At 66.7% G+C, this 14,041-nt stretch carries 14 protein-coding genes; 1 reads left to right on the top strand and 13 read right to left on the bottom strand.

Annotated elements, in window-relative coordinates; all coding sequences use genetic code 11:
* Positions 1 to 8: 8 nt before the first annotated feature.
* The 7 genes from AB0N24_RS18130 to AB0N24_RS18100 all read right to left on the bottom strand — a co-directional run bounded on the left by AB0N24_RS18130 (position 9) and on the right by AB0N24_RS18100 (position 6,643).
* Positions 9 to 980, bottom strand: a complete 972-nt coding sequence (locus tag AB0N24_RS18130) for a methylenetetrahydrofolate reductase (protein WP_364127156.1) — start codon at positions 978 to 980, stop codon at positions 9 to 11.
* Positions 981 to 1,412: 432 nt separating this feature from the next.
* Positions 1,413 to 2,204, bottom strand: coding sequence for a hypothetical protein (locus tag AB0N24_RS18125; protein ID WP_364127153.1), 792 nt, complete (start codon positions 2,202 to 2,204; stop codon positions 1,413 to 1,415).
* The gene (locus tag AB0N24_RS18120; protein WP_364127151.1) at positions 2,201 to 3,211 is read right to left on the bottom strand and encodes a vWA domain-containing protein; all 1,011 of its coding nucleotides are present in this window, start codon (positions 3,209 to 3,211) and stop codon (positions 2,201 to 2,203) included. The genes AB0N24_RS18125 and AB0N24_RS18120 overlap by 4 nt, the downstream gene beginning before the upstream one ends.
* The gene (locus tag AB0N24_RS18115) at positions 3,208 to 4,221 is read right to left on the bottom strand and encodes a VWA domain-containing protein (RefSeq protein WP_364127148.1); all 1,014 of its coding nucleotides are present in this window, start codon (positions 4,219 to 4,221) and stop codon (positions 3,208 to 3,210) included. Before AB0N24_RS18115 ends, AB0N24_RS18120 begins: the two co-directional genes overlap by 4 nt.
* A complete protein-coding gene (locus AB0N24_RS18110) occupies positions 4,212 to 4,712 on the bottom strand; it encodes a hypothetical protein (protein WP_364127146.1) in 501 nt (166 codons plus the stop codon). Before AB0N24_RS18110 ends, AB0N24_RS18115 begins: the two co-directional genes overlap by 10 nt.
* Positions 4,702 to 5,625 (bottom strand): DUF58 domain-containing protein, encoded by a 924-nt coding sequence (locus AB0N24_RS18105; protein WP_364127144.1) that lies wholly within the window; start codon positions 5,623 to 5,625, stop codon positions 4,702 to 4,704. Before AB0N24_RS18105 ends, AB0N24_RS18110 begins: the two co-directional genes overlap by 11 nt.
* Positions 5,626 to 5,635: 10 nt before the next feature.
* On the bottom strand, positions 5,636 to 6,643 hold the full coding sequence (locus tag AB0N24_RS18100) for an AAA family ATPase (protein WP_364127286.1): 1,008 nt from the start codon (positions 6,641 to 6,643) through the stop codon (positions 5,636 to 5,638).
* A 161-nt stretch (positions 6,644 to 6,804) separates the two neighbouring features.
* Here AB0N24_RS18100 and AB0N24_RS18095 point away from each other — a divergent pair, with 161 nt between their 5' ends.
* A complete protein-coding gene (locus AB0N24_RS18095) occupies positions 6,805 to 7,002 on the top strand; it encodes a hypothetical protein (RefSeq protein WP_104173096.1) in 198 nt (65 codons plus the stop codon).
* A gap of 9 nt (positions 7,003 to 7,011) precedes the next feature.
* Here the strand turns inward: AB0N24_RS18095 and AB0N24_RS18090 are convergent, their stop codons facing one another.
* The 6 genes from AB0N24_RS18090 to AB0N24_RS18065 all read right to left on the bottom strand — a co-directional run bounded on the left by AB0N24_RS18090 (position 7,012) and on the right by AB0N24_RS18065 (position 14,024).
* Complete coding sequence (locus AB0N24_RS18090) at positions 7,012 to 7,887, bottom strand: carbohydrate ABC transporter permease (RefSeq protein WP_364127141.1); 876 nt, start codon at positions 7,885 to 7,887, stop codon at positions 7,012 to 7,014.
* Complete coding sequence (locus AB0N24_RS18085) at positions 7,884 to 8,765, bottom strand: sugar ABC transporter permease (RefSeq protein ID WP_364127138.1); 882 nt, start codon at positions 8,763 to 8,765, stop codon at positions 7,884 to 7,886. Before AB0N24_RS18085 ends, AB0N24_RS18090 begins: the two co-directional genes overlap by 4 nt.
* Positions 8,766 to 8,768: 3 nt before the next feature.
* The gene (locus AB0N24_RS18080; RefSeq protein ID WP_364127135.1) at positions 8,769 to 10,169 is read right to left on the bottom strand and encodes an extracellular solute-binding protein; all 1,401 of its coding nucleotides are present in this window, start codon (positions 10,167 to 10,169) and stop codon (positions 8,769 to 8,771) included.
* A gap of 116 nt (positions 10,170 to 10,285) precedes the next feature.
* The gene (locus AB0N24_RS18075) at positions 10,286 to 11,488 is read right to left on the bottom strand and encodes an ROK family transcriptional regulator (protein WP_364127132.1); all 1,203 of its coding nucleotides are present in this window, start codon (positions 11,486 to 11,488) and stop codon (positions 10,286 to 10,288) included.
* Positions 11,489 to 11,692: 204 nt separating this feature from the next.
* Positions 11,693 to 12,835, bottom strand: coding sequence for a methyltransferase (locus AB0N24_RS18070; protein WP_364127129.1), 1,143 nt, complete (start codon positions 12,833 to 12,835; stop codon positions 11,693 to 11,695).
* A gap of 79 nt (positions 12,836 to 12,914) precedes the next feature.
* A complete protein-coding gene (locus tag AB0N24_RS18065) occupies positions 12,915 to 14,024 on the bottom strand; it encodes an NAD(P)-binding domain-containing protein (protein WP_364127126.1) in 1,110 nt (369 codons plus the stop codon).
* Between the last annotated feature and the right edge of the window lie 17 nt (positions 14,025 to 14,041).

The raw sequence follows: 14,041 nt of genomic DNA, 5'->3' as shown, positions 1-14,041 counted from the left end.
GGTGGCGCTCAGCTCGCCATTTCCTGGTGGCGGCGGGCAATGGCACTGAGCCTGCTCGCCGGACGGGCGGGCCGCGGCAGTGCCAGTTTGTCCAGGACTTCCAGCGCGCACGCATGTTCGTTGAAGGTGTACAGGTGGATTCCCGGTGCTCCGGCGTCAAGGGCGGCGTTGGCCAGGTCCACCGTGGCGCGGACGCCGATCAGCCGGCGTTCGGCGTCGCTGTCCGCGGCGGCCAGCCGTGCCATCAGTTCCGGCGCGGGTTCGACGCCGGTGAGCTCACCCAGACGGGTCAGCCGGCGCACGCTGGTCAGTGGCATGACGCCCGGGATGATGGGAATCGTGACCCCCGCCCGGCGTGCCCTCGTGATGAGGTCGGCGTACTGCTCGGTCTGGAAAAACACCTGGGTGATGGCGAAGTCGGCACCGGAGCGCTGCTTGGCCAGCAGCACCTCGACGTCGTGGGCCTCAGTGGGTGATTCCGGATGCCGGGTGGGGTACGCCGCCACGCCAACCGCCACTTTGCCGGCGCACAGCAGGGCCGAACGGCGCTGCTCCACGCGGCGGATCAGTTCGATGAGGTCCTGGGCGTAGCGCAGGGAGCCGACGACCGGGGTCCCGCCGTCCTTGGGCTGGTCACCGCGAAGCGCCAGGATGCCCCGGACGCCGACGTCGAGCAGTTCACCGATGATTTCGGACAGCTCCTGGGGCGTGTTGCCCACGCAGGTCAGGTGTGCCAGCGGGCGGAGCGTCGTCTCCAGCAGGAGCCGGTTGATGAGTTCGACGGCGGTGTCCCGGTTGGAGCCGCTGGCGCCGTAGGTCACGGATACATAGTCCGGATCCGTGGATTCCAGCTCGCGGATGGTGGTCCAGAGCGACTCGGCGGCAGCCGGGGAACGCGGCGGGAACAGCTCATAGGAGAGCGCCACCGGAGCAGTGTCGGAGAGATTCGGGTGTGTGTCAATAAGGCTAGGTGGAGACATTTGCGTCCTTGGCTTTGAGCCATTGGCGGCAGCTGCGCCTCAGTCCATGGGACCTCGGAATTGCCGAACCGTCAATGAATTTGAGTTTGGGGAACACGGGATGAACTTCGGCAGGGCGCAGCCGCGACTGTTACGCCTGATAAGAAGTTCTCCGTGAGCAAATGTCAGGCCCACATGGGGGCACCCACACCCTCCTGGCGGCCGCTGGGCGGCGCATCCAATGCGGAGGATCGCTGACACGTTACGTCGGTAACTTGTATATGACTCTAAGGCCCGCCTCCGGAGCGTTCAAGCTGGCCGCCGAATTAAGACGCACCTTTACGCCCTGTTGCGTCACGGCACAGAACATTGTTCGCTCAAAAGCCCCGAATCGACCGGCGCCCGGAATCCACCGGCGGACTGCCCACGGCTCCGGGCCCGCCGCGTTCCCTGCTACCAGGGTTTTTCGGCACCGGTGTCGGAGTCGGCGCCGTTCAGGTATTCGTCCCTTTGCCTGCCGTCGTTCCGCTCCCGCTGCGCGGACTTGGCGGACTCCCCGAGCTTGTCCAGCTGGCTCTGCTGCGGCTCGGGGTCGGGTTGCGGCTGCTCATCGGCACCGTCCCCGGGTTTCGCCGCCGGGCTTCCGAGCTTGTCCGCTTTGGCCTGCAGCCGCTCTTCGGCTTCCCGCAGGCGGTCGCCTTCCCCGTCAGCACCGTTGGCGTTGCCCTGGCTTCCTTCCGGGCTAAAGCACCCGGGCGGGGCTGCCTTGACCACGGCCAGGCCGTCGTCATAAAGTTTCGCGGCTTCCGCGCCGGCATCGGCCGGCCCGGCTGCCTTCGCGGTACGGTCCGCCAGCCGTTCGATGCTGAGGACCAGGTTGACGCGCACCTTGCACTCGTCGGCCGGTGTGGCGTCGGCGAGCGATGCCTCGAAAAGGGTGCGGGCGCCGGCATAGTCCCCGCTCAGCACCAGGGCATCGCCGGCGGCAAAGGGCGCCTTGTGCCGTTCCACGAAATTCGCGATTCCCAGCCCGGAGGCCGCCGAAGCAACGGAAGCCTGGTCGCCGCTGCCGAATGCCCCCGCAGCCTGGCCGCCCAGGTAGCCGACGCTCAGCAGCTTGACGGCGAGCGCCGCGGCAAGCAGCACGGGCACAGCGGATGCAAGCAGCAGGCGGCGCCGGATGTGTCTTCCCTGATCTGGCGTTCGTGGAATTGGTGTGGTTGGCGGGAACTGATCGCTGTTCATGGGCGGACCTCCTTTTCCGCCGGCCTGAGCTGCCTCAGCTGGCGAAGCACCCTAAGGCTCTCCCACAGGGCAAGGACGAACGCGGCCAGCGCCGGCGCCCAGTAGAGTTCCACCCGGCCCTCGAGGGACTCCGACGTTTCCTTCAGTGCCCCGGGCCTGGCCGCCTGCATCATCGGGGCCACTGCATCCCCTGCCGCGCGGTGCACGTACGGCACACCGAGCTGCGCTGCGATCCCCCTCAGCATGTCCTCGTCGATTCGGGAGACGGCGTCCCCGGAGCTTCCGCCGCTGCGGTCCTGGATGTAGTCGGTGCCCGCGGTCGATGAATAGTTGGCCTTCTCCTTCATCCGGCCGCCCTCCGCGGTACCGTAACCGAGTACCGCGCCGCCGTTCACCAGCGAGGCATCCACGCGCATCGGCTCCGGTGCCTTGCCGCTGGTCTGCTCGCCGTCGCCAAGGTAGTACACGATCCGGGCCCGCTCAGGGTGGCTGTCCCGTGCTGCCTGCAGCCGTTCGTTGAGCAGAGTCCGGGCAACCGTCACGCTGCTGCCCGTGGAATATACGGTGACCTGGGGCTCCAGGACACCGGTCAGGGTGTCGAGGGCGGAGGCGTCCGTGGTGAGCGGCATCCGGACGACGGCCCGGGAGTCGAACGTGATCATGGAGAACCTGGCTCCGGCGAGCTCACCGGCTATGGCCATGATGTCCTTCCGGACGCCGTCGAGCCTGGGGCTGCCGTTTCCGTAGTCCTCGGCTGCGATGCTGCTGGTGGTGTCCACGACAAAAAAGACATTTAAGTCGGTTGCGGCAGCCCGGACACTCCCGCCGGGTACACCGGGCCGGAGGGCGGCCAACAAAAGCAGAACCACGAGTCCCGCCGGCAGCAACGCACCGCGGAGTCCCGCGCGGCCGGGCCGGCTTCGGACGGCCGTCCATGCCAGGACAACGACGGCGGCGAGAATCACCGGAACCATGACCCACCAGGGCCAGATTGGCTGAAAGGTCATGGCCTCAGCCTCCAGGACGCGCCGGCCAGCACCAGGCCGGACACCAAGGCGATTCCCAGCGGGATCTCGGCGCGGTCCGCCACGGCGGCCTGCGGGGCGCCCTTGAACGCGGTGGCCTCCGTCGCCTGGACCTTGCGGATGATGTCCTGGACCGCTTCCGGGCTGTCCAGCGGGTAGTACGCCCCGCCCGTCCCTTCCGCTGCCGTCCGCAACTGGGCGCCGGGCTGGGCCGGGTCCGTCCCATAGTCAAAGTCTCCGGGGTTGAGGGCGTACATGCGGACGTCCTTCTTCTTGGCCAGCGCCGCCGCTTCCTCGAGGGTGAAGATGGGATCACCCGAGACGAAGTTGTCGGTGGCCAGGATGACCGAACGCGACCGTTCCTGTGCCCCGCCGGCTCCGGCCTGCCCACCCTCATCGGCCGCCGGGAAGCCCTGCACGCACGAAGCCAGCCCGTCACCGATCAGCGAGGACCCCGCGCCGTTCCAGGTGCCGTCCAGGAAACCGGCGCTTCCGGGTGCCCCGTCGAACGCTTCCTTGGCAACCTGAAGCTGTTCCTGCACGAAGTCATAGTCATCAGTCAGTGGGAACACCTGCACCGCGCTGCTGTCGAAGACGGTCAGGCCCAGCCGTTCGCCGTCGAATCCCTGTGCCAGCCGGGCGAAGACTTCCACCACTGCCGCGTCGGCGCTGCTCATGGATCCCGACGCGTCCAGGCACAGGATGATGTCGCGGTTGCGCTGCTCGGGGCTGACCGTGCTTCGCTCGGCCGGCCGTGCCGCTGAAACCACTGCCGCTGCCATCAGCACTCCCCCGGCGACTGCGGCAACAGTGAGCCAGCGTCGGTGGCGCCGCAAAGCGGCCTGGTACTCCGGCAGTTCTGTGAGCCGGTGGCTGTGGGCCACGGGCAGCCGGAGGGAACCGTGGCTGCGGTCCCGTTTCCGGGCCATCCAGTACGTCCCCACGGCAATGATGAGGGCCGCCGGGATCATCCACCAGAAAATCAGTTCCATGTCCGGACAACCTCCCGGGCCGTTTCCGCCGCTGCCGCGACAGAGTCGCGGGGTTCAGAGTCGCGGGGTTGAGTATCCCGGGGCTCTGGGCCGAATTCCGCCGGATAAAGGCTGCCGATGGCCACCGCGGCTGCCGGAATGCCCTGCCGGTTGAGTTCCGCCAGGGTCATCCGCGGAGCGTCGATCCCGGCAATGTCGCGGACAAAGCTCCGGATGAGCAGGCTCAGCTCCTGGTGGGAGGCGCGCGCGGACACCCGGCCGGCTGCCGCGTCAACGGCCACGGCATCGATGCGGCGCAGGTAGTCGCGCTTGAGGCCGGACGGATCCGACGGCGGCCCGGAGGGTGGGGCGGGCACCGTACCCGACCGTTGCCGGGTGCTCAGGACGACGAAGGCAACCCAGGCTGCTACGAGGAACAGCAGGCCCAGGCCGGCCCACGTCAACCACGCGCTGTACATCAGCGGGGCATAGAAACCGGAATCATTTTCCACGGCGGTGCCGTTCCAGCAAGGTGAACACGGCTGGCATCACATCATGGCTGCTGCCCGCGTGGACGTGGGCAATGCCCAGCCGGCGCAGCACGGCTTCCCGGGCCGCATCGCGCCGTTCCTGCGCCGCCGTGTACGCACGGATGACAGCCTCCCCGGCCGCCAGCCTGCCGGGGAGGAGGCGGGAGTCCGCCACGTCGTAGCGGTCGGCGGGTTGGGTGGCGGCCGCCTGTATCCCGCCGGCCTGTAACCTGCCCGGGCCGGCTGCGGCCAGCTGCGCGTCCCGCACCGTCAGCCAAAGGACCTCGTGTTGGGCCCGGAGCCGGCGAAGCAGCCGCTCCATGGCGGCATCGGGAACCATTTCGTCGGCCACAACAAAGAGCAGCATGCGCTGCCCGTAGTTGCGTGCCACATAGGACAGCTGTTCGCCGATGCTGCTGCGGGGCGATGCCAGCCCCGTGTCGCCGTCGACGGCGCGCAGTAGCCTTTCGAGGTGGGCTTCGCCGGCCTTTGCGGGCAAGGACCGGGAGCCCTCAGCGTCACCGCAGACCAGGCCCACGACGTCGCCGTGGCGCTGGGCAAGGTAGCCCACCACGCCCAGGGCCATCACGGCAATGTCCTTCTTCTCCTCGCCGCCGAGCGCGGAGGCGGCCATGTTGCGGCCGGTATCCGTGACCAGCAGCAGGGTCTGCCGCCGCACGGCAACATAACGCTTGATGAGCGGGGAGCCGTGCCGGGCTGACGCTTTCCAGTCGATGTCGCGGACTTCGTCTCCGGGGATGTAGGCCCGGAGGTCGTCAAAGTCCAGGCTGCGGCCTTTGAAGACGGAACCGTATTCGCCGTCGAGCATTCCCCGGGCCTTGCGGTGGGCGAAAATCGACATCTTCGATTTCACCCGGGTCAGGAGGCTGGACATAGGGGCGCGCTCAGGGGGTCTGGACGGACGCCACGATGGCATCGATGACGGTCTCGACGGGAACCTGCTCCGCCACCGCCTCGAAGCCAAGGATGATCCTGTGCCGGAGCACGCGGTGGGCCAGTGACTTCACGTCCTCGGGGATCACGTGGTCGCGCCCGTTCAGGAGGGCGACTGCGCGGGCGGCCTGGCTGAAGGCAATACTGGCGCGGGGGCTGGCACCGAATTCGATGAAACCAGCCAGGCGGGCGTCGATGTACTGGGCGGCGTTGCGGGTGACGAACACGAGCCCCACGATGTACCTGACAATCGCCGGGTCGATGTAGACGCGTTTGACCAGTTCCTGCACTTCCGAGACCGCGTCAAGCGACGCGGCGGCGGCAGGGCGCTGTTCGTCGGTGAAGACGCCGGAATCGATCCTGCGGATAATTTCGGCCTCTTCGGCCGGTGTGGGGTAGTCCAGGACGTCTTTGAGCATAAAGCGGTCCATCTGGGCCTCGGGAAGCAGGTAGGTTCCCTCCTGCTCGATGGGGTTCTGGGTGGCCAGCACCAGGAACGGCGTCGGCAGGCGGTGCACAACTCCCCCGATGGACGTCTGCCGCTCCTGCATCGCTTCGAGCATGGCGCTCTGCGTTTTGGCGCTGGAGCGGTTGATCTCGTCCAGGAGCACGATGTTGGCATGGACCGGACCCAGCTGGGTGACGAATGTCCCCTTGGCCGCGTCGTAGATCTGCGTGCCGACGATGTCGCTGGGCAACAGGTCCGGGGTGCATTGGATCCTGCGGAACTCTGCGCTGACGGCGTCCGCCACGGTCTGCGCGGCGGTGGTCTTCGCCAGCCCGGGGACGCTTTCCAGCAGGATATGGCCGCCCGTCATGAGCCCCACCAGCAGTGATTCACGGAGCCTGGCCTGCCCCACGACCTTCGCGTCAAAGCTGCGCGAGATGTTGGCCATGACCTGCTGTGCCCGGGCCAGTTCCGCCGCTTCGATCCGGACGGCGGCCGTAGTCTGAAGCACTGAAGAGTCCCCCTGGTTGCTGTTCATGACCGGCGGCTGCTGCTGCCAGGTTGCCGGCGGTCGCAATCGCCCGCCACCGGCCATACTATCCAAGCCGTGGCATCCAGTTTCCACAATGGGGAGCCCTCCCCATGCGGGCCCGGCGGTACTATCCTGATGGGATGATCCAGCTTCCAGCCAGTTACCAGGAGTATCTCGCCGGCAAGAGCGAGAGTTTCATCAACACCGTCCGGCCGATCCTCATGCAATCCGCAGCGGAAAAGTCGCACGGCGTCCGGGTCCTCAACCTCCCCCACGGCCACCAGGCTCATCTGGACGACACGGTACCGTACGGGACCGTGATCGAAGACATCGACTGACGGGCAGGCTCAGCCCTTCATCGCCCCGGACAGCGCAAACGATCCGCTGGCCCCGCGAGCCACCAGTACGTAGAGGACCAGGACGGGTACCGAATAGAGGATGGAAAATGCGGCCAGCTGGCCGTAGGCGATCGCGCCGTGCTGTCCGAAGAAGCTGAAGATCGAAACGGACGCGGGTTGCTTCGACGGGGACAGCAGCAGCACGAAGGGCACAAAGAAGTTGCCCCAGGTCTGGATGAAAACAAAGATGAACACCACCCCCAGGCCCTGGCGCATGAGCGGCAGCACCACTGTGCGCAGCGCCGTGAGCCCGGACGCGCCGTCCACCCAGGCGGCTTCCTCCAGCGAAACAGGCACCGTATCCATGAAATTCTTGGTCATCCAGATGGCCATGGGCAGGGCGGTTGCCGCCATGAAGAAAACCGTGGCCGGCATGGAATCCAGCAGCCGCAGCTGGACGAACAGGCCATAGACCGGCACCATGATGGCCGTCACCGGCAGGCAGGTGCCGCACAGGATTGAATACAGGAACGGCCGGTTGAACCTGGACTCGAACCGGGAAAGCGGGTACGCCGCCAGCACGGCCGCCACCAGGGTAACCGTTGCCGTCCCGCCGGAGAGCAGCAGGCTGTTCCAGAGGGGCCTGATCAGAAGCTCCGGAGTGAGCACGGCCGCAAAGTTGGTGAGCGACGCACTGGCCGGCAGCTGTGTCTCGTACCCGGCTTTGGTGTCCAGCGAGGCGAAAACCAGCCACAGCAACGGCAGCACGAAGCAGGCACCGATCAGCAGCAGGGCAGCGTCTGCAGGCGTGCGGGCGGAGCGCTGCCCCGGCGAGGGCACGCCGCCGCGCGTTGCCCGCCGGGCGGCCCGTTCCGCCGTCGTCATCGCCTGTCCCCCTTGAGCATCCGGACGTAGGCGATCCCGAACACCAGGCCAAGGACAATGAGCACCGAGGCGATGGCGGTGCCGTAGCCGATGTCGCCGAACTTGAACGCTTCCTGGTAGGCCAGGACCGGCAGGGTGGTGCTGGCGTTGGACGGTCCGCCGGCCGTCATCACCCAGATCAGGGTGAAGACGGCCAGGGTCTGCAGCGTGACGAGCATCAGGTTGGTGGCGATGCTGGACCTGATCAGCGGCAGCGTGATGAACACCAGGCGCTGCCAGCCTGCCGCCCCGTCCATCAGGGCGGCCTCCGAGATGTCCCGGGGCACGTCGGCGAGGGCCGCCCGGTACACCAGCATGGAGAACGCGGTGCCCCGCCAGATGTTGGCCAGCACCACGGCCACCATGGGGAAGGCATACAGCCAGTCGGCACCGGCCAGGCCCGCACCGCCCAGCAGCTGGTTCAGGGTCCCGTCCCTGCTGAAATAGGCGTAGGCGGCGAAGGCCGCAACAATCTCCGGAAGCACCCAGGCCGCCACCACGGCCGTTCCCACCACGGCGGACACGGTTTTCCGGGCACGCGTCATCAGCCCGGCAATGAGGAGCCCCAGCAGGTTCTGGCCCACAATCGCAGACGCCACGACGAAAACCATCGTCAGGACCACCGAGGCCGGGAACGCGGCGTCGCTGAGCAGGCGCGTGTAATTCTCGAGGCCGGTCCAGGCCGGATTCCTGGCATTGCGCCCGGTCAGGGCCGCGTTGGTGAAGGACGCGTGGAAGGACCACAGGACGGGCGCCGCCAGGAAAAGGAGGATCAGCAGGACGGATGGCACAACCGGCAGCAGCCGGAGGTGCCGCCGGACGGATTTTCGTGCAGGCATGCGCTACTTCTGCAGGACCTTGGCTTCACCCACCTGGTCCCTGACTGTCTTGTCGTACTGCTCGGCCGCCTCCTGCGGCGAGAGGGTGCCGGTGATCACGGCTTCGGTTGCTACCTGCACCGCGGCCGAGATCCGCGGATAGTCGGCGGTGGCGGGCCGGTAGTGGGTGACGGAGACCAGTTCGGACACGTCCTTCACGAACGGATTGGCCGCCAGGTAGTCGGGTTCGGAGGCCACGTCCGTGCGGACCGCGATCTGGGAACTGGCCACGGTGAACGACAGCGAGTTCTTCTTGTTCATGGCCTCGGTGAGGAACTTGAACGCCAGGTCCGGATTCTTGGAGTCCGCCCCGACGGCCAGGGTCCAGCCGCCGGACATGCTGACGCCGCCCGGCTCCTGGCCCCGCTGCGTGGGGAACCTGGCAACGCCCATGTCCTCCGTGTAGCCGGCCCACTCGTAGCTGCCGCCCTTCTGCCAGAACGACGGCGTGTAGGACCCTTCCACCGTGGCCCCCATCTTGCCCTGCGGCAGCCATTCACCGAAGACCTTCTTCCAGACGTTGGCATCAAGCGCCTCGGCCGGCGCGACAGCCAGTTTCTCGTCGTAGAGGGTTTTCAGGAACGCCAGCGAATCCGTGAATCCCTGCGAGCCGACCACCCATTTCTTCTCCTGCTGGTCGTACAGTTCGGCGTCCGTACCGTAGAGCAGCTCGTAGAAGCTCTGCATCACAGTGCCTTCACCGGTTGCTTTGCCGGCGTACATGTTGAACGGGACGACTTCCGGGTCCGCAGCCTTCATTTTGCGTGCAGCATCGAGGATGTCGTCCCAGGACCGCGGCTGCCATGGAACGGCAATGCCGGCCTTCTGCAGGACCTTCTTGTTGTACCAGATGGCCCGGGTGTCGGTTCCGAGGGGCACGGCGTAGATACCGCCGTCGTCTCCGGTGCCGGCAGCTTTGGCGGCTTCGTTGAAGGTCTTCCAGTCGTCCCACTTCTCGAGGTAGCTGTCCAGTTTCAGGAGGTATCCGGCGTCGACGTCGGACCTCACTTTGAACGTGTCCTCGTAAAAGACGTCCGGGGCGGTCTCTGCCGACCTCAGGGCCAGCGCAAGCTTGGTGCCGTAGTCGTCGTCATTGGCCTCGATGGGCTGCAGCTCAACGGTGGTCCCCTGGTTGGCCGCTTCGAAGTCCTTCTTGGCGTCCTTGAACAAGGTGTCGAGGGCGGAAAACGAATCGGTTTTTTGGTAGACGATTTTCAGGGTCCGGTTTTCGGCGGCCGGCTGTTGCGCGGAACACGCCGCCGTTGCCAGCAGGGCGCCCGCTGACAACAGCGCGACCACTAATTTGGCAGCACCCGCTTTGGCGGGGCCTTTTTTGGCAGGATCTATTTTGGCAGGGCGGTGCATGACGCTCCAATCTTCGAGCGGCTGCAGCCCCCAATAACCTCCAGCTGGCCCCAGCCTTTAGCCGATATGCAATTTCAGGTTAGTGCTGTCCACTGACACCGCAACTCGGGCCAGCCTCAGCCTTCCAGCAGAAGCCGCTGTGCCCGCGGGGCCAGCGTATGCTCAAGCACCAGGCAGGCCGCGCCGACGGCACCTACGTCCTCTCCCACGCCCGTGCCGACAACTTCGACCCCATGGATCTGGCGGGCCGCGCTGTTCTCCGCCAGCAGCTGCGGAATGCGGTCCAGGTACCTCTGCGAGAGAAGAGTCCAGAACGGGCCTCCGAACACCACCCGTTCGACGTCAAGGGTGTTGGTGACGACGGCGACGGCACGGGCCACGAGGACGGCGGACTGGTCAATAATTTCCCCGGCCTTGCTGTTGCCGGCGTCGGCTGCCTCACACAGTTTCGCGAAGCTCTCCTGGACCGCCGGGGCACCGGAGGGGTGTCGCTCAACTTCCAGGACGCCGGCCGCTTCAGCCTGCGCCACCAGGACCTGCGGAATGCACGACGACTTCACGCATCCCCTCAGTCCGCAGTCGCAGGGCGCGCCGTCCGGGTCCACAATGATGTGCCCTATTTCGCCGGCATTCCCCGAGGTGCCGCGCACCACTTCGTCGTTCAGGACGATGCCACAACCGATGCCTGTGCCCATGTACATAAAAACGAAACTGCCCGAGCCGCTGGGACCGCCCGCCCAGGTTTCGGCGACCGCGGCGCTGGTGACGTCCTTGTCCACCAGGGTGGACAGGCCGGTGGCCTCCGCCAGGGCGTCGCGCAACGGCACGCGGTCCCAGCCGAGCAACAGCGGCGGATCCACAACCGTGCCCTCTTCCAGGTTGATAGGGCCCGGAGCTGCGACGCCGAGACCGGCAATCTTGTCCCTATCGACACCGGAGGCGGCCACAAGGTCCTTGATCTCGGCGGCAATGGTGGCGATGATCCCGTCGGGGTCGCTGGCGCCGGGGGTATTGATCCGTGAGTGCCTGACAACGGCCCCCACAAGGTCGAGCACCACGAAGGTGGTGACGGCAGGATCGAGGTGCACGCCAACGGCGTACATTCCCGCAGGGTTCAGCCTGAGGATGGTGCGCGGCTTGCCGGGCCCGCTCCCTTCCTTGCCGGCTTCGACGATCAGGTTCTGGTCGAGCAGGCGCCGGGAGATATTGGAAATCGTCTGGGGGGATAGGCCAACGATCTGGGCGAGTTCCACCCGGCTGAGGCCGCCGGAGGACCGCCGGATGGCGTCCAGAATCACCGTGAGATTGAAGTCCCCCATGCGGGGCAAATTTGTTCCGCGCCTCGGCGATGGCGTGCGGATCTCAGTCACGGATTCCCCTAAACTTCTTCGGTTATGCACTACTGATGCTTGAATCGTACGTTACCTGCGGTCGTGGCGGTACGCTCACACGCTGACTTCCGGCACCGCGGTTTCCGCGCTGTGGCCGACCTTCTGCCGACCCGCATCCGCGCACCGGCAGCGTTATGGGAGCGGGATGCGCGCGGTGCTGACCGCAACCGTGAACTTGGCGTTCCGGCCCGCGACGCGGGTGGGGCCGACGAACCGTTCCAGGGCCGGCAAATACTGCAGGTGGCTGTTATACACGGTCCAGAGTTCCCCGCCCGGTGCCAGTACCCTTCCGGCGGCACGGAACATCTTGATCCCCGCTCCGGCATGGACGCTGGCGCCCAGGTGAAAGGGCGGATTCAACAGAATGAGCCCGGCACTTCCGTCCGGCAGCGAATCCATGGCGTCGTCCTGGAGGACAGTGATCCGGCCCTCCAGTCCGTTGGCCTCCGAAGTTGCCCGGGCAGAGTCGACGGCGGCCGCCGACTGGTCTGTGGCAGTGACTTTGGAGCCCGGATGGCTTCTGGCATACATGGCGGCCAATATGCCGGTCCCGCACCCCAAATCCACCACGCTCTCAGCCGACGGCATGTCGGGCAGGAACCTCAGCAGGAACCGTGTCCCGATATCGAGCTTGGTGCCGGCGAACACCGCACCGCGCGCGCAGACCGTGAGGCCCAGCTCGCTGTTGGGGTCAGCGACCGGAAACGGCGGCGGACCGGTCACAGGCCTGGGGTCCCGGGCGATGAGGACCCTTGATTTCTGCCGGGCCAGCTGCGGCTGGACGTCGTTGAAGTGGCGTAGCAGGACGGTGTTCATGCCCAGGCTCATGTGCTTGATCCGGCCGCCCGCCAGCAGGACCGTGTGTGGTGCCGCGTAGCGGGCTACGGCGTCGGCCACTTCCTCCAGCTCCGCGAGCGTTTTGGGCAGCTGCAGCAACACGACGTCGGCACCGTCGAACAGGGCCGCATCGAGCGGTCGCTGGTCAACCCCGGCGTCGATGTTGAGGGCCGCGGCATTATTCCGCAGGGCCCGCTCCCCCGTGATGAGGTCCTGGTGGACCCGGACGTTCCTGACGCCGCAGGTGGCCAGCGCCCCCAAGGTGAGGGCTCCGTAGCGGTCTCCGACCACCGCTACGCGACTGTCCGGGGTCAGCAGTTCCGACGCTGTTTCGAGCAGGAGCCTGTCGGTTGCGTCCCAGGCCTGCAGGTTCGGGGCTTCAACATCGGGGAACCGGCGCAGGCCCGAGAGGACTGAGTCCAAGCTGTTTTCCGCCACGTGCAAGCTGCCGCCTTCTCTGTCCGTCGTCGATCCGCTCACGGGGAAGATTCACCGGGCGAAAAGCTACCCAGTAAACCTACCGTGAAACGGCCCCGTCCGCGGCCGGCGGCACCCCTCCCCCGTCGCGGCTGCCAAGCATCCCCAGGATGCCGGCCACAGCCGCCCGGCCGGCGCGGTTGGCGCCGATGGTGGACGACGACGGCCCGTAGCCGACAAGGTGAACGCGTTCCTCTGCTGCCACCTGGGTTCCGTTCATGGCGATTCCGCCGCCGGAGCCGCGGAGGTGCAGCGGGGCCAAGTGTTCCAGCTCGGCCCGGAATCCGGTGGCCCAAAGAATGACATCCGCCGCCAGGAAGCCCCCGTCAGCCAGCCGGACTCCACGGGGTTCGATTTCCGTAAACATCGGGCGCCGGTCCAGGGCGCCCCGCGCTTCGGCGGCCCGCAGGGAGGGGGTCCAGATCAGTCCGGTTACGGAAACCACACTCTGTGGAGGCAGTCCCTGCCGTACACGCTCTTCAACGAGGGCGACGGCGTCATGGCCCGCTTTCTGGTCAAATTCGGCGTCGCGCCATACCGGCTCCCGGCGGGTGAACCAGCTTGTGGAAGTCACCTGGGATATTTCGTCAAGCAGGCCGACGGCGGAAATACCGCCGCCCACCACAATCACGTGCTGCCCGCGGAACTCCTCGGCAGCCACGTAGTCGGCCACGTGCAGCTGCCTGCCCCGGAACGTGGACTGCCCGGGGTAGATGGGCCAAAACGGCCTCGTCCAGGTGCCGGTGGCGTTGATGACCGCGCGCGCCGACCAACTTCCGGCCGAAGTTTCGATCCTTAGCCGCCCCGAAGAGTGGTTGTCCTCGCGGGATACGGAGCGGACTTTCACCGGCCGCACGATATTCAGGCCGAGTCCGTCCTCGTAGTCCCCGAAATAGCGTGAGAGAAAGCCTGAACTGGGTTCGGCCGGGTCAACCTCCGGCTTGGGAATGCCTGGCAGGTCGCTGATCCCGTTCACGGTGGCCATCCGCAGGCTCTGCCAGCGGTGGCGCCATGCTCCGCCTGGCCCGGCTTCGGCGTCCAGCACAACATACGAACGGGGCGCTTCCTCCGGGGCGGGAGCCGGCAGAAAGCCACGCCGCTGCAAGTGATAGGCAGCTGATAGGCCGGCCTGGCCGGCACCGATCACCACTACATCCGCGGTCCGCA

The sequence above is a fragment of the Arthrobacter sp. NPDC093128 genome (genome assembly GCF_040683875.1).
GTDB lineage: Bacteria > Actinomycetota > Actinomycetes > Actinomycetales > Micrococcaceae > Arthrobacter.
Note: the sequence above shows the minus strand (reverse complement) of the source record. Positions and strands in the feature narration are given on the sequence as shown.